Source organism: Spirilliplanes yamanashiensis (assembly GCF_016863475.1).
GTDB classification, from domain to species: domain Bacteria; phylum Actinomycetota; class Actinomycetes; order Mycobacteriales; family Micromonosporaceae; genus Spirilliplanes; species Spirilliplanes yamanashiensis.
Window position 1 is genome coordinate 133,553 of sequence record NZ_BOOY01000006.1, and the last position, 14,408, is coordinate 147,960.

13 protein-coding genes are annotated in these 14,408 nt (G+C 76.2%); 1 reads left to right on the top strand and 12 read right to left on the bottom strand.

Annotation, left to right across the window (positions count from 1 at the left end; genetic code table 11):
* Positions 1 to 11 precede the first annotated feature (11 nt).
* Genes Sya03_RS06080 through Sya03_RS06115 form a run of 8 tightly spaced genes read right to left on the bottom strand, consistent with a single transcriptional unit; the run spans position 12 to position 7,142 of the window.
* A complete protein-coding gene (locus tag Sya03_RS06080) occupies positions 12 to 383 on the bottom strand; it encodes an ectoine synthase (RefSeq protein ID WP_203937174.1) in 372 nt (123 codons plus the stop codon).
* Positions 380 to 1,180 (bottom strand): tryptophan synthase subunit alpha, encoded by an 801-nt coding sequence (gene trpA / locus Sya03_RS06085; protein ID WP_203937175.1) that lies wholly within the window; start codon positions 1,178 to 1,180, stop codon positions 380 to 382. The genes Sya03_RS06080 and trpA overlap by 4 nt, the downstream gene beginning before the upstream one ends.
* Positions 1,173 to 2,210, bottom strand: a complete 1,038-nt coding sequence (locus Sya03_RS06090; RefSeq protein WP_203937176.1) for a hypothetical protein — start codon at positions 2,208 to 2,210, stop codon at positions 1,173 to 1,175. The genes trpA and Sya03_RS06090 overlap by 8 nt, the downstream gene beginning before the upstream one ends.
* A 2-nt stretch (positions 2,211 to 2,212) precedes the next feature.
* Positions 2,213 to 2,479, bottom strand: coding sequence for an acyl carrier protein (locus Sya03_RS06095; RefSeq protein WP_203937177.1), 267 nt, complete (start codon positions 2,477 to 2,479; stop codon positions 2,213 to 2,215).
* Positions 2,476 to 3,933: an AMP-binding protein gene (locus Sya03_RS06100; protein WP_203937178.1), complete on the bottom strand. Its 1,458-nt coding sequence runs from the start codon at positions 3,931 to 3,933 to the stop codon at positions 2,476 to 2,478. The genes Sya03_RS06095 and Sya03_RS06100 overlap by 4 nt, the downstream gene beginning before the upstream one ends.
* On the bottom strand, positions 3,926 to 4,726 hold the full coding sequence (locus Sya03_RS06105) for a MaoC family dehydratase (RefSeq protein ID WP_203937179.1): 801 nt from the start codon (positions 4,724 to 4,726) through the stop codon (positions 3,926 to 3,928). The genes Sya03_RS06100 and Sya03_RS06105 overlap by 8 nt, the downstream gene beginning before the upstream one ends.
* The gene (locus tag Sya03_RS06110; RefSeq protein WP_203937180.1) at positions 4,723 to 5,937 is read right to left on the bottom strand and encodes a beta-ketoacyl-[acyl-carrier-protein] synthase family protein; all 1,215 of its coding nucleotides are present in this window, start codon (positions 5,935 to 5,937) and stop codon (positions 4,723 to 4,725) included. The genes Sya03_RS06105 and Sya03_RS06110 overlap by 4 nt, the downstream gene beginning before the upstream one ends.
* Positions 5,938 to 5,939: 2 nt before the next feature.
* The gene (locus tag Sya03_RS06115; RefSeq protein WP_203937181.1) at positions 5,940 to 7,142 is read right to left on the bottom strand and encodes an aminotransferase class I/II-fold pyridoxal phosphate-dependent enzyme; all 1,203 of its coding nucleotides are present in this window, start codon (positions 7,140 to 7,142) and stop codon (positions 5,940 to 5,942) included.
* 365 nt (positions 7,143 to 7,507) lie between these two features.
* Between Sya03_RS06115 and Sya03_RS06120 the strand changes: the two genes are divergently transcribed.
* The gene (locus tag Sya03_RS06120; protein WP_203937182.1) at positions 7,508 to 10,837 is read left to right on the top strand and encodes an ATP-binding protein; all 3,330 of its coding nucleotides are present in this window, start codon (positions 7,508 to 7,510) and stop codon (positions 10,835 to 10,837) included.
* A 10-nt stretch (positions 10,838 to 10,847) separates the two neighbouring features.
* Here the strand turns inward: Sya03_RS06120 and Sya03_RS06125 are convergent, their stop codons facing one another.
* The 4 genes from Sya03_RS06125 to Sya03_RS06140 form a co-directional block, all read right to left on the bottom strand.
* Positions 10,848 to 12,047, bottom strand: coding sequence for an AAA family ATPase (locus tag Sya03_RS06125; protein WP_203937183.1), 1,200 nt, complete (start codon positions 12,045 to 12,047; stop codon positions 10,848 to 10,850).
* A 184-nt stretch (positions 12,048 to 12,231) separates the two neighbouring features.
* On the bottom strand, positions 12,232 to 12,984 hold the full coding sequence (locus tag Sya03_RS06130) for an SDR family NAD(P)-dependent oxidoreductase (protein ID WP_203937184.1): 753 nt from the start codon (positions 12,982 to 12,984) through the stop codon (positions 12,232 to 12,234).
* Positions 12,981 to 13,967: a 3-oxoacyl-ACP synthase III family protein gene (locus tag Sya03_RS06135; protein WP_203937185.1), complete on the bottom strand. Its 987-nt coding sequence runs from the start codon at positions 13,965 to 13,967 to the stop codon at positions 12,981 to 12,983. The genes Sya03_RS06130 and Sya03_RS06135 overlap by 4 nt, the downstream gene beginning before the upstream one ends.
* Positions 13,968 to 13,970: 3 nt before the next feature.
* On the bottom strand, positions 13,971 to 14,225 hold the full coding sequence (locus tag Sya03_RS06140; RefSeq protein ID WP_203937186.1) for a hypothetical protein: 255 nt from the start codon (positions 14,223 to 14,225) through the stop codon (positions 13,971 to 13,973).
* Between the last annotated feature and the right edge of the window lie 183 nt (positions 14,226 to 14,408).

Sequence of the window (14,408 nt, forward strand, 5' to 3'; positions counted from 1 at the left end):
CGCGGCGGCCCTCAGTACGCCGAGGACGGCTGGTCGAGGTCGTGCACCTCGTCGCCGCGCAGCGCCGGCGAGAAGACGCAGACCAGGTTCAGGTCCTCGTCGGGGCCCGCGACCAGCCAGTGCGCCTCGTTCTCGCTCAGCGAGTACATGACGCCCGGGGTGATCGGGTAGACGGTGCCGTCGTCCATGATGACCTCGCCGGAGCCGGCGATGCAGTAGCAGCTCTCCAGGTGGTTGCGGTACTCCAGCCGGGACTTCGTGCCGGCCCGGACGGTGGTGTCCGTGAGGGAGTAGCCGACCCCGTCGGCGGCGACCAGGAAGCGGCGGCTCAGGCCGTTGCCCCAGTCGACGGTCTTCGCCTCGGTCAGGTTGCGGACGATCATGATGCCCTCCTCGGGGTGGTGACGGGGTGGATCTCCGCGACGAAGTCGCGCAGCCGCGCGACGACGTCGTGGCCTCGGTCGAGCGCCTGCTCGATGCGGGCGACGCCGGCGGAGCCGACGATCGCCGCGTGCGCGCCGGCGGCGTGGATCGCCGCGACGTCGGCGCGGGTCTTGACGCCGAACCCGACGGCGACGGGCGCGGCGGTGCGCTCCCGCAGCCGGGCGATCGAGCCGGCCAGGTCGGCGTAGCCGGCGGCGGGCGCGGTGCCGCTGCGGCCGTAGTGGGCGACGAGGTAGACGTAGGCGGAGGCGCCGGCCGCCGCGGCGGCGAGCGACTCCGCGGACCGGCCGTGGTAGCAGGTGGTGACCACGGGCAGGCGGGCCTGCCGCGCGGCGTCGTGGTACTGCTCGCCGAGCCGGGGCGGCAGGGCGTGCACGAGCAGCCCGTCGACGCCGGCGTCGGCGATGCGGGCCACCGCCTCCGGCAGCGGGCGGCCCTTCAGGCTGTGGCTCCAGTCGGCCAGCAGCGCGATCCGCAGCCGGCGCAGCCGCGGGCGGACCCGGGCCACGAAGGCGAGCGTCTCGGTCAGGCCGACGCCCTGGGCCAGGGCGCGGTCGGCGGAGCGGCGCACCACCGGCCCGTCGGTGACCGAGCCGGGGAACGGCACGGCCAGCTCCAGGCAGTCCACCCCGGCCTCGTCGAGCATGTCGACGAGGCCGTCGAGGACGTCCAGCGGCGGGTCGCCCGCGTTGACGAACAGCGCGAGGCCGCCCGGCGACGGGAAGAACTCAGCCACGCTGCACCGCCAGGGGGACCGGCCGCACGCTGCGCATGCTCTCCGCGAGCCGGCGCGGGGCGCCGTCGCGGACCGCGTCGTGCGCCGCCGCCACCGCGGCCGCCCAGTCCGTGGCGTGCCCGCCCGCCACGGCCAGCGCGGCCGCGTTGAGGCACACCGCGTCGGTGGCGACCGGGTTGCCGACGCCGGACAGCACGCCGAGGAAGTGCTCGACGAGCCCCGCCGGGTCGGTGATCGGGGCCAGGTCGGCGACGTCGCCGCCGCTGGTGGTGAACCGCCCCGGCCACAGCTCCACGTCGGGCGAGCCGTCGTTGGGGTAGATGACGTTGTCGGCGAAGCCGAGCAGCTCGTCCGCGCCGACGTCGTTGGCGACCAGCCACAGCGGCCGGTCCGGCAGCGACGCGGCGAGCCGGCGCAGCACCCCGAGCGGGGCCTGCGCCGACACGCCGGTCACCTGGGCGGTGACGGGCACCGACGCGAGCAGCGGACCCGTCGCGTTCAGGAACCGGCCGAACGCGCGCATGCTCAGCGGCAGGATCTGCCGGGCGAGCCGGGTGAGCGCCGCCGGGTAGACGTACGGGCCGGCGAAGGCGATGCCGTGCCGGGCCAGCACGTCGCCGGTCTGGGAGTGCGAGCGGGTGAGTCCGATGCCGAGCCGGTCCAGCAGGTCGATCGACCCGTAGCTGCTGGTGTAGGCCCGGGACCCGGTCTTGACGACCGGGACCCCCATGGCGGCGGCGACGAACGCCGCCGCCGTGGACACGTTGAAGCTCTTCGGGCCGCCGCCGGTCCCGACGATGTTGACGGCCCCCGGCCACCGGTGCGGTGCGGCCGGGCGCCGCTCGTCGAGCGACAGCAGCAGGTTGCGCAGGGTCTCGGGCCCGGGCAGCCGGGTCGCGAGGCTGGTGAGCAGGGCGACGGCGTCGCCCTTGTCGAGGGCGCCGGCGTCCAGCTCGTCCCAGAGCGAGCGCCAGGCGGCCCGGCCGACCTCGGTGCGGGCGTCGATGAGCGCGGCGATGACCTCGTGCACGGCTATCCGCCCGCGACCGCGGTGGCCCTGGTGGCGTTGCCGACGAACGTGTCGATCGCGGCGACGCTGCGGAAGTTCTCCGGGTCCAGGGCGGTGTCGTCCACCAGCAGCTCGAAGTGGTCCTCCAGCCAGGCGATCAGCTTGAGCAGGCCGAGGCTGTCGATGACGCCGGAGCCGAGCAGGTCGGCGTCGGCGTCGAGCTCGGCCGCCGTGACGTCCGGGAGGAACTCCTCGATGACGAAGCGCTTGATCGTGTCGGTGTTGTTCATGACTTCCTCTCTTCGGCGGCGACCGGCTCGGCGAGCCGGCCGACGGCGGTGCGGTCGACCTTTCCGGTGGACGTCCGGGGCAGCGGGTCGTCGACGATCCGCAGGACGGACGGGATGGCGGCCCGGGGCAGGCGCCCGGCACAGTGCTGCCGCAGGGTGAGGCTGTTGATCCGGCTGGCGGGGCGCCGCCGCACCGTGGACAGCAGGCGGTGCCCGGCGACCGGGTCCGGCCCGGCCACGACGGCGGCCTCGACGATGTCGGGGTGGGCGAGCAGGATGCGCTCGATCTCGGCGGTGTTGACGGCGACGCCGCGGATCTTGACCTGGAAGTCGCTGCGCCCGATCAGGAGCAGCCGGCCCGCCGCGTCGCGCCGCACCAGGTCGCCGGTGCGGTACCACGGCTCGGCGTCCAGGCCGCGCGGGTCGGTGGTGAAGCGCTCGGCGGTGCGCGCCGGGTCGAGGTAGCCGGGGGTCTGGAACGGGGTGCGGACGTACAGCTCGCCCTCGCCCGGTCCGTCGAGGACCGCGCCGGCGGCGTCCACCACGGCCGCGGCGACGCCGGGCAGCGGCCGGCCGATGGGCACGGGCGTCCCCTCGGCCGGGTCGATCTCGTGGACGAAGCTGTCGTTGGTCTCGGTGCAGCCGTAGACGTTGTGCAGCCGCGCGCCGGGGAACAGCGCGGGCAGCCCGGCCAGGGTGCGCTCGGCCACGGCGTCGCCGGTGACCATCGCGTGCCGCACCGCGCCGAACGTCTCGCCGGTCTCCTGCAGCAGGCCGAACGCCATCGGCACCGCCTGCACGACGGCGACGTCGTGGCGGGTCAGCAGGCCGGCCAGGTGGCGGCCCTGGGTGGCCCGCTCCGGGTCGACCAGCACCACCGCGCCGCCGTGGGCGAGCGTCGCCCACACGTCGAGCAGGCACAGGTCGAAGTTCAGCGGGGCGTAGTTCAGGACGGCACGGCCCGGCCCGAGGCCGAACGCGTCGCCCGCCCAGGCGGCGAAGCGGCGCATCGCGCCGGCCGGCACCGGCACGACCTTCGGCAGGCCGGTGGAGCCGGACGTGGTGAGCAGCATCGCCGTGCCGGCGGGCACGACCGGCGGGCCGGGCGTGACGGTGCGAGTGTCGCCGACGCCCAGCACGTACCGGCAGCCGGCCTGCTCCGCCAGGGCGGTCAGGGTCTGCTCGGGCAGTGCGGGCGACGGCAGCAGCACCGGCCGCCGGGTGATCAGGCAGCCGAGCACCAGGGCGATCGCGGCGGGCGACTTGGCCGCCACCACCGCCACCGGCTCGTCGCGGCCCAGGTCCAGCCCGGCCAGCCGGTTCGCCGCGCGCAGGGCGCTCGCGTGCAGTTCGGCGTAGCTGACCGTCTCGTCGTGCCAGTGCAGCGCCGGGGCGTGCGGGCGGGTCAGGGCGTGCCGGACGAGGGCGGCGGCGAGGTCGAGGCGGTCAGCCATCGTCGCCACCCGGGCGCACCCGGACCCAGCCGCCCTTGAGGGCGATGCCGGTCGGCGTCCGGCAGGTGAAGGTGACCGTGCCGGCCTCGGCGCCCGGCTGGAGCACCACGGCGAGCGGCTCGCCGGGCAGCACCGGCGACGTGAACCGGCAGCCGATCCCGGCGATGCGGGCCGCGTCGCCGCCGGCGAAGGCGTCGGTGACCTCCTCGCAGACCAGCGCCAGCACGCTCATGCCGTGCGCGATGACGCCGGGGAAGCCGGCCGCCGCGCCCGCCGCGTCGTCGAGGTGGATGGGGTTGTGGTCGCCGGACGCGTCCGCGTAGGCGCGGACGGTGTCCCGGGTGAGCGTGCGGGTGACGGTCACCGGCGCCGCGGCGCGGTCGGCGGCGGCCGTGGCGGCCGCCGGGACGTCGCCGAACGGCTCGGGGCCGGTCGCGCCGACGAGCAGCACCGCCGTCTCCAGCCGGGCGATCGGGTCGCCGGCCTCGCCGGTCAGCTCGGTGCGCAGCGCCAGCCGCACGCCGCGCGGCTCGCGCCGGGCGGCCACGACGTCGAGCGCGATGCGCACCTGTTCGCCGGTGCGCACCAGGCGGGTCACGTGGACCTCCTGGCTGAGGTGCACCGGGGTGCCGTCGCCGGCCACGACCGCGTCGAAGGCGGCGGTGCTCAGCACGAACGGGTGCAGCGGGGACGCCTGCGCCGAGCCGGGCAGGCTGAGCGGCGCGCGGGCCGCCGCGCGGTAGACCGAGACGTCGGGCACCACGACGGCGCCGGGAACGATGGCGGTGGTCATGCCGGGATCACCACCAGGCAGGCGTTGTGGCCGCCGAAGCCGAAGGAGTTGGACAGCGCGGGGCCGCTCGCGATCGCGCGGGGCGCGCCGTGGACGACGTCGAGATCCATGCCGGGTTCCGTCCGTTCGTGGTTGGCGGTGGGCGGTACGACGCCCTCGCGCACGGCGAGGGTGGTGGCGAGCAGTTCCAGCGCGCCGGCGGCCCCGATGAGGTGGCCGGTGACGCCCTTGGTGGACGTGACCGGCACGGCGCCGCCGCCGAAGACCTTGCGCAGCGCGGCCGCCTCGACCCGGTCGTTGTGCGGGGTGGACGTCCCGTGGGCGTTGACGTGCGCGATGTCGGCGGGCTGCAGGCCGGCGTCGGCGAGCGCCGCGGTCATGGCGGCGACCGCGCCCGCGCCGTCCTCCGGCGGCGCCGACAGGTGGTGGGCGTCGGCGGTGGCGCCGTAGCCGGCGACGACGCCGTGCACCCGGGCGCCGCGGGCGCGGGCGTCGGCGAGGCGTTCCAGGACCACGAAGGCGGCGCCCTCGCCCATGACGAAGCCGTCGCGGCCGGCGTCGAACGGCCGGGACGCGCGGGCCGGGTCGTCGTTGCGGGCGCTGACGGCGCCGAGGCTCGCGAACGCGGCCATCGTGACGGGGCTGATGATGGCCTCGCAGCCGCCCGCCAGCACCACGTCGGCGCGTCCCGTCTCCAGCAGCAGCATCGCCTGGCCGATCGCGTCGGCGCTGGACGCGCACGTGGTGGCGATCGTGGTGGCCGGGCCGTGCCAGCCGAGCCGCATGGAGATCAGTGCCGCCGCGGCGTTGGGCATGGTGAGCAGCGGCATGAGCGGGTTGACGCCCTTCGGCCCGCGCTCGGCGTAGTTCAGCGACTCGGCGTCGCTGGTGACCCGGCCGCCGACCGCGTTGCCGACGACGACCGCCGCGCGGCCCGGGTCGGTGACCGGGGTGCCCGCGTCGGCGAGCGCCCGGACGGCGGCCGTCACGCCGAACCGCGCGAACGGGTCCATCCGCCGGGCCTCCTTGGCGGACAGCACGTCGCCGGGTAGCTCCGGCACCCGGCAGGCGATGCGCACCGGGTGCCGGGCGAACTCGTCGCCGGTCAGCAGCTCGGCGCGCGACCGCCCGGCCAGCAGCGTCTCGAAGAGGGTGTCCGGCGTGCTGCCGGCGGGGGAGACCACCCCCATCCCGGTGATCGCGGCGCCCATGGTCAGACCGCCGCCGTCGCCGGGATGAGCCGGCACTCGCGGGCCGCCTCCAGCAGCGCCTGCCCGGCGAACTCGATGTCGGCCTCGGAGTGCCGCGCGGTGACCGCGATCCGCAGCCGGGCCAAAGTGTTCGGCACGGCGGGCGAGACGACCGGCAGGCCGATGATCCCGGCGCGGCGGCAGGCGGTGGCGTAGTCGTACGCCTGCTCGTCGGTGCCGGCCACGACCGGGACGACGGCGGTCTCGCTGGCCAGCGTCCGCATGCCCGCCTCGGTGAGCACCGCGCGCAGCTTCGCCGACTGGTCCTGGATGTGCGCGACCCGCCAGGGCTCCCGGTCGAGGATGCGCAGCGCCTCGAGGGCGGCGCCGACCTGGGCGGGGGCGAGCGCGGCCGAGAACAGGAACGGCCGGGCGTGGTAGCGCAGGTGCCGGATCAGGTCGGGGGAGCCGACGACCCAGCCGCCCATCGACGGGATGCCCTTGGACAGGGTGCCGAGCTTGACGTCGACGTGGACGGTGTCGTCGAAGTGCTCCTCGATGCCGCGGCCGGTGCGCCCGATGACGCCCAGCGCGTGCGCCTCGTCGACCATCAGCAGCGCGTTGTGCGCGTCGCAGACCTCGCGCAGCTCGGGCAGCGGGGCGATGTCGCCGTCCATCGAGTACACGCTGTCGACGACGACCAGCCGGACGCCGTCCGGCGAGGCGGCGCGCAGCCGCTGGTCGAGGTGGTTCGGGTCGTTGTGCCGGAACCGGGTGACGGTGGCGCCGCTGAGCTTGCAGCCGTCGACGATGCTCGCGTGGTCGTACTTGTCGATGAAGACGGTGTCGCCGGGGCCGCACAGGGCGCCGATGGTGCCGACGTTCGCGGCGTAGCCGGAGCCGAACACCAGCGCGGACTCGCGGCCGAGGAAGCGGGCGACCTCCGCCTCCAGCTCCTCGTGCAGCGGGGTGGAGCCGGCCAGCGCCCGCACGCCGTGGGCGCCGGTGCCGTACTGCTCGACGGCCGCCTTGGCCGCGGCGACGACCCGCTCGTCCCCGCCGAGCCCGCAGTAGCTGTAGCCGGACATCATCAGGTACTTGCGGCCCTCCAGCTCCACCTGGGCGCTGTGCCGGTCGATCCCGTACGGGACGAAGCTGTTCTTGCGGCTCGGGTCCGACTCGAGTGCGTCGATCCGCCGGCGGGTCGCCTCGAGCTTCGGCGCCACGCGCCGCCATGCTTCCGATGCCTTCACGTCCGTCCCCTCTTCCACTGGTTGGTCCGTCGGCTTTTTGCTGAGGGCAGTTCTACGGGCGGCACCGCAAGCCGGGCGCAACACGTGGGACGCGACGCTTGCGGAGGCAGCGCGCCATTCGACGCGGCAAACGTGATCTGCGTCATAGCTGTCCACTGCGGACCGGAAATGGCGCCGGGAGGGCCACGAATTGGCAGGTCACAATGGCAATACACAGTGTTATATCGATTGTCGTCACTGACAGGAATTGTTCACCGCTCAGCCCTTGCCCACGGCGCATCCGTGGCGGGTATCGTCCGCAGCGCTGAGTGATCAACCGATGACGAGGGTCCAGGCCTGTGCTGATCAAGCTCGCCGGTCCGGTCGGCCTGGAGCAGCCCGGCCGGCCGCCCCGGCACCTGTCCAGCGCGCAGGCGCAGGTGGCCTTCGCCCGGCTGGTCGTCGAGCGCGCCCACGGGACCGGGCGCGACGAACTCGCCGACACCGTCTGGCCGGACGGGCTGCCCGACACCTGGGCCTCCGCCCTGCGCAGCGTCGTCAGCCGGGTCCGGGCCTTCGTCACGGAGCAGGACGCCGCGGAGGACGCGCTCGTCGCGCAGGGCGGGCGCTACCTGCTGCGGCTGCCCGCCGACGTCACCGTCGACATCGAACAGGCCGAGGCGGCCGTCGGGCGCGCCGCCGAGGCGTACGCGGCGCAGGCGTTCGCCGACGCGGGCCGGTTCGCCGCGGACGCCGTCGCCTGCCTGGAACGGCCGTTCCTGCCGGAGAGCGCGGGCGGCTGGGTCACCGAGACCCGCGAGCGCCTGCTGGAGCTGCTGGTCACCGGGCTGGAGACCGCCGGGCTGGCCGCCTGCGCCACCGGCGACGACCGGGCCGCCCTGCGCTTCGCCGACAGCGCCGTGCGCCGGGCGCCGCTGCGGGAGAGCGCGCACCGCACGCTGATGGCCGCGCACGTCGCCGCCGGCAACCGGGCGCAGGCGCTGGGCGCCTACCACGACCTGCGCCGGGTGCTCGCCGACGAGCTGGGCGTCGACCCGGCGCCCGAGACCCAGGCCGTCTACCTCGACCTGCTCGGCGGCCCGGCCGCGCCCGTACTGCCCGCGCCCCGCCGCGGCCGGCGGGCGACGGCCGCGCCGTTCGTCGGCCGGGGCGCCGAGCTGGCCCGGCTGGCGGAGTGCTGGGAGCACGCCGGGCGCGGCGACACCCACGTCGTGCTGATCGCGGGCGAGCCCGGCATCGGCAAGACCCGGCTGGCCACCGCGGCGGCCCGGCGGGTCGGCGGCGCCGGCGGCACGGTCCTGCACGGCCGCGGCGACGCGGCGGCGCGGGAGCCGTACCAGCCGCTGCTCGACGCGGTGCGCGGGTTCCTCGCCGCCGCGGGCGACGACGCCGGGGGCGAGGCGCTGCGGGCCGGCCGCGCCGCCCTGGCCGCCCCCGCCGAGGACACCCTCGCCGCCGCGCTGGCCGCCGCCGCCCGCGACCGGCCGGTGCTGCTGCTCCTCGACGACCTGCACGCCGCCGGGGAGGCCGCCCTGCGGCTGGTCCGCGACGCCGTCGCCCGCCGCGACGGCGCCCGGCTGCTCGTCGTGGCCACCGCGCCCGCGCCCGGGCCGTGGCCCGACCCGTTCGCCGCGACCGTCCGCGACCTCGACCGGGAGGGCTGGCTCACCCGGATCACCCTCACCGGCCTGGGCGAGACCGACGCCGTCGCGCTGGCCCGCGACGTCGTGCCGGACGGCGCGTTCGGCCGGGTGCCGCCCGCCCACCGCCTCGTCGCCGACACCGCCGGCAACCCGCACCTGCTGCTGGAGGTGCTGCGCGCGGTCGCCGCCGGGCCCGGCGACCGGGGCGAGCCCGCCCCGCGGGTCCCGCGCGGCGTCGGCGAGCACCTCACCGCCCGGCTGGCCGGCCTCGACCACGCGCCCCGCCAGCTGCTCACCGCCGCCGCCGTCGCCGGGCCCGTCTTCGAGCTGGACGTCACCGCCGACGCCGCCGAGCTGGAACCCGACCGGGCCATGGACTGCCTGGAGACGCTGGTCGCCGCCGGCCTGGTGCGCGAGGCGCCCGGCGAGGGCGGCTACCGCTTCACCCACGACCTGCTGCGCCGGGCCCTGTACGAGCGGGCCACCGAGGACCGCCGCCGGTTCCTGCACACCCGGCTCGCCGACGCCATCGAGCAGCGCCGGGCCGGGCGGATCGGCCCGTACAGCGAGGCGCTGGCCCGGCACTGGGCCGCCGGCGCCACCCCGCACGGCGACCAGCGGGCGGTGCGCTGGGGCTGGCGGGCCGCGGTGCGGCTGGCCGAGGAGGGCGCCCTCGACGAGGCGGTCCGGCTGCACCGGCAGGCGCTGGACCACGTGCCGGCCGCGGACGCCGAGATGCGCGGCGAGGCGCAGACCAACCTGGGGCTCGCCCAGCTGCACGCCGGCCACCCCGGCAGCGCGCAGACCCTGTTCGACGGCGCGCTGCAGGCCCTGCACAGCGGGCGGCTGGGCGTCGCGGCGCAGGCCGCCATCGGCCTGGCGGGCGCCGTGCGCGACGAGCCCGCGCTGCGCAGCGAGGCCGCCGCCGTCGTGTCCACCCTGCTCGACCGCGTCACCGGCGGCGACCCGGGCGACCCGGGAGACCTCGGCGTCGTCGACGACCTCACCCTCGGCCGGCTGCTGGCCCGGCACGTCGCCCTCGGCGGCGTGGTCGCCGAGCGCACCCGGGCCACCGCGGCGGCCATGCAGGCCGTGGTGCGGGAGCTGTCCCAGCTGGAGGGCCCCGACCACGCCGAGCGGCGGGCCGTGCTCGCCGACGACGCCGCCGCCCTGGCCGCGGAGCTCGGCGACGGCCGGGCCCAGCTGCTCGCCGCGCACCACCGGGCGATGGCGGCCGAGACGGTCGGCGACTGCCCCGCCCGGGAACGCGCCCTGGCCGCCCTGGGCGCGGCCGTGCGCGCCGCCGGCGACGACCCGGTCGGCGACGCCCTGATCCTGGAGCACCGGGTCGCCACCGCGGTCGCGCACGGCCGGTTCGCCGACGCCGAGGAGACGGCCCGCCGCGCCGGCGACGGCGGTGCGGGCGGCGCCGGCATCTTCCCCGCCCCCGGCACGATGGCCGGGCGGCAGATGCATGTTGCGGCGTGGTTGCGCGCCATGACGTGGACCGACCCGGGCCGGCGGCGCCCCGACATCGCCCAGGCCGTGGAGCAGTCGCTCGCCACCCTGCTGGCCGGCGAGCGCGGGCTGCCCCACCTGACCGTGCGGGCGCTGGCCACCGGGGCGCAGCCGCTGCCGCCCGGCGACGAGTGGCTGCACGTCGGCGGGCTGCTCGGGCTGGGCGCCGTCGAGCTGGGCGACCGCACCACCGCCGAGGCGCTGCGCGAGCTGTTCGCCCCGTACGCCGACCTGAACTGCGGGGTCGGCTACCGCAGCTACGTCGGGCCGATGGCGTTCCACCTCGGCCGGCTGTCGGTGGTGGTGGGGGACTGGTCGGCGGCCGAGCGGCACCTGACGGCGGCGCTGGCGATGCTGGGCGAGCGCGGGGCGCAGCCGTGGATCGCGCTGGCGCTGCGCTCGCTCGCCGACGCGCTGCAGGGCCGGGACCGAGCGGGCGACCGGGCGTCGGCGGCGGCGCTGCGCGCGGAGGCCGCCACGACCCTGACGAGCCTCGGCATCCGCTGAGGCGGCGGCCTCAGAGCAGGACGCGGCGGAAGCTGCCCGGGTCGGTGTGCGCGGCGCCCGCCAGGAAGCGGTCCACGGCCGGGGCGCGCTCGCCGGTGGCCTCGGCGGCGGTCAGCACGAGCAGCACCCGCTCGCGGCGGCACGCGTGCCCGAGGTGTTCCAGCAGGCCGGCCGAGGCGTCGTCGGCCCACTGCAGGTCGTGCAGCACCAGCACCACCGGGCGGCGGCGGGCGGCGCGGGTCAGCCAGGTGCCGATCGCGTCGTACGCCTGCGGGTGGCGGGCGGGCTCGCGGCAGGCCGCCCGCCGGGCCACGCCGATGCGGGTGCCCAGCTCGGGCAGCAGCCGCGCCACCTCGGCGGCCCGGCCGTCCAGGTCGCGGCGCAGGTCCGCCGGGTCGCAGCCGTCGGCGTACACGCCGAACGCCTCGCGGACCGCGTGCAGCGGGGTGCGGGTCGCCGGATCCCAGCGTCCGTAGAGGACGAGCCCGCCGTCGGCGTGCAGGCGCAGCGCCAGCTCGGCGGTGGCGGCGTGGGCGTCGTCCTGGTCGGGCCCGGTGAGCAGGGCCGTGCGCAGGCCGCCCTCGCGCGCCTGCTGCCACATGCCGGTCAGCGCCCGCACGGCGTCGCCGTTCTCCGGCCGGCGCCCGGCCACGGCGCGCCGCGCCCAGGCCACGTTGGACCCGCCGGAGCCGGCGGCGTCCGCGGCGTCGGGGGCGCCGACGCGCAGCTCGTACAGGCGCTGGGCGGGGGCGTCCGGGCAGATCGGCCACGTGGTGGCCCGGTCGACCAGCTCGACGCCGCGCGGGAGGGTGGCGCCGGACAGGATCGCCGCCGGCTCGGTGACGATGACCCGCCCGGCGGGCACGGTGGCCAGCAGCGGGCGCAGCCGGGCCACGACGGCCGCGCGGCGGCGCGGGTCCGGGGCGTCGGCGGTGGTGGCGAGCACGATCCGGGCGCGGCCCGGCCCGCGGGCGATCTCGACGGCCGCCCGGGCGGCGTCGCGGGCGCACGGGAAGACGGCGGCGACGACGCCCAGGGCGTCGGCGGGGATCTCCCGGCCGCCGGCCAGGAGCAGCGTGGCGGGGGCCTCGGCGAGGCCGCCGGAACCGTCGAAAGCGGCCAGAAGAACGGTGGCCGGACTCGCCGGGGCGGTGATGTCGGTGGTTGTTCCCGGCCGGGCGAATGTTTTGATTGCCGTCGTCGAGAGCACATACGAAGGTTATCGATGGCCGAACATGCCAATCAAGACGACGATTGGCCCGCGCCCGGACCTGCAATTGCAGATTGCTTTCGCGCCGCATTCCCGTTGCCAATTCCCGCGATTTTGGACCGGACGCGCGACGGCGGCCGGCACGCCGCGGGGGCGCGCCGGCCGCCGGGCGGCCGTGCGGTGGTCAGGTGATCGAGACGCCGCCGTCGACGCTGATCACCTGGCCGGTGGTGTAGTCGCACTCGAGGAACAGCCGGATGCTGCGGGCCACCTCCTCGGGTGTGCCGAACCGGGGGATCGGCGACTTGTCCCTGATCCCCGACTGGATGGCGTCGGACAGGTCCTTCGTCATCCCGGTGATCATGAACCCGGGGGACAGGGCGTTGACCGTGACGCCCCGCCGGCCGCACTCGGCCGCCAGGGTGCGGGTCATGCCGATGACGCCCGCCTTGGACGCCGAGTACGCCGTCTGCCCCGCTGTCGCGATGAGCCCCGACGGCGACACGATGTTGACGATCCGGCCCCAGCGCTGCCGCAGCATGTGCGGCACCGAGATCCGCGACGTGTGGAAGGTGCCGACCAGGTTGGTCTGGATCACCTTCGCCCACTCGTCCGGGGCCTGCATCGCCATGAGCGAGTCCCGCCGGATCGCCCCGTTGTTCACGAGGAAGTCCACCGGGCCCAGCTCGTCGGCGATCTGCTGGTACATCGCCGACACCGCCTCCCAGGACGCGACGTCGCCGGTCACGACCATGGAGTCGTTGATCAGCTTGTCCCGCACCGCGTGGGCCTGGGTCTCGGAGCTGTTGTAGTGCACGGCGACGCGGCAGCCGAGGGCGTCCAGCTCGATCGCCAGCGCCTGGCCCAGGCCGCCGGACGCGCCGGTGACCAGAGCCACCGGGCTGTCCGGGCGGATGCCGATAGCGGATTTGCTCATGCCGGAACCCCTCCCCATTCGAGCAGCATCGAGCCCCACGTCATGCCGGCCCCGAAGCCGGCGAGCAGGACCAGGTCACCCTTCTTGATCGAACGCGCGTCGAGCGCCTCCGACAGCGCGAGCGGGATCGAGGCCGAGGCCGTGTTCCCGTACTTCGCCAGGTTGGTGACCAGGGCCTCGGGCCGCAGCCCGGTGTGGCTCAGGATCGAGTTGATGATGCGGATGTTCGCCTGGTGCGGCACGACGTGCTGCACGTCCTCCGGCTTCACGCCGGCGGACTCCAGGGTGGCCCGCACGGACCGCACGCTGAACCGGACGGCGTTGAGGTAGATCTCGTTGCCGTTGATCTTCGCGTAGTGCAGGCCGTCGCGGGCCGTCTGCTCGGTCGTGGGCATCCGGCTGCCGCCCGCGAGCACCTTGAGGCTGCCGGTGCACGCGCCGTCGGCGCCGAGGTTCCACGCCCGCAGCCAGCCGGTGTCCGACGGCTGCAGCACCAGCGCCGCCGCCCCGTCGCCGACGAGGATGCCCAGGTCGCGGTCGGCCGGGTTGACCGTCAGCGAGTGGGTGTCCGAGCCGATGACCAGGATCGGCCGCGGGTCCAGCGTCATCAGGCCGGCGGCCGTCATGAGGCTGTACACGAAGCCGGAGCACTCGGCGTTGACGTCGTGCGCGCTGCCCGCGATGTCGAGCTCGTGGTGCACGAACGCCGACGTCGCCGGCGACGGCTGTTCCGGCGTGGCCGTGGCCACGATCAGGTGGGCGATGTCCGCGCCCGTCAGCCCCGCCCGGTCCAGCGCCGCCCGCCCCGCCTCGACGGCGAGGCTCGCGGTGGTCTGTCCCGGACCGACGATGCGGCGCTCGCGGATGCCGCAGCGGCTGACGACCCAGTGCTCGTCGACGCCGAACCGCTCCGCCAGCTCCACGCTCGTCAGCACCGTCTCGGGTACGGACGTGCCCCACCCGGTGATGCCGAAGCCCGTCATGCCCTACGCCGCGGTGCCGGCGAGCGCCACGACGCGCTCGTGGACGTGCCGCATCGTCGTCGTGTCGTCGATGTTCTTGAACAGCGACTCGTCGGCGGGGATGTGCGGGTACTTGTTCTGGAACCCGTACAGCCACTCCATCAGGTCCAGCGAGTCGACGTCGGCGATGAGCTGGATCGGCGCGTCCACGTCGACGGCGTCGGCCCCCGACACGGCCTGCAGATCGTTGGCCAGCTCCTCGGCGGTGGGAATCTCCATGGCGACCGGTCCTTCCTCGGCTGTGGGCGAAGCGGCGTCGACGGGGTCCGTCGCGCCTGTCCCGACAGCAGGAAACGGTGCGGCCCGCAACCACCGCGCAACGACGCACGCGGCCCGCCGCCGGCCCCCGGCCCGCCGCGCCGCGCCCCGGGACCGCCCGGCCGGGCCGCGCGGGCGGCGCCG

Excerpts from the sequence above, each read along its gene's own strand:
- Sya03_RS06080 (WP_203937174.1), bottom strand. The coding sequence starts at position 383 with ATGATCGTCCGCAACCTGACCGAGGCGAAGACCGTCGACTGGGGCAAC.
- Sya03_RS06095 (WP_203937177.1), bottom strand. The coding sequence starts at position 2,479 with ATGAACAACACCGACACGATCAAGCGCTTCGTCATCGAGGAGTTCCTC.
- Sya03_RS06100 (WP_203937178.1), bottom strand. The coding sequence starts at position 3,933 with ATGGCTGACCGCCTCGACCTCGCCGCCGCCCTCGTCCGGCACGCCCTG.
- Sya03_RS06105 (WP_203937179.1), bottom strand. The coding sequence starts at position 4,726 with ATGACCACCGCCATCGTTCCCGGCGCCGTCGTGGTGCCCGACGTCTCG.
- Sya03_RS06110 (WP_203937180.1), bottom strand. The coding sequence starts at position 5,937 with ATGGGCGCCGCGATCACCGGGATGGGGGTGGTCTCCCCCGCCGGCAGC.
- Sya03_RS06130 (WP_203937184.1), bottom strand. The coding sequence starts at position 12,984 with ATGAGCAAATCCGCTATCGGCATCCGCCCGGACAGCCCGGTGGCTCTG.
- Sya03_RS06135 (WP_203937185.1), bottom strand. The coding sequence starts at position 13,967 with ATGACGGGCTTCGGCATCACCGGGTGGGGCACGTCCGTACCCGAGACG.
- Sya03_RS06140 (WP_203937186.1), bottom strand. The coding sequence starts at position 14,225 with ATGGAGATTCCCACCGCCGAGGAGCTGGCCAACGATCTGCAGGCCGTG.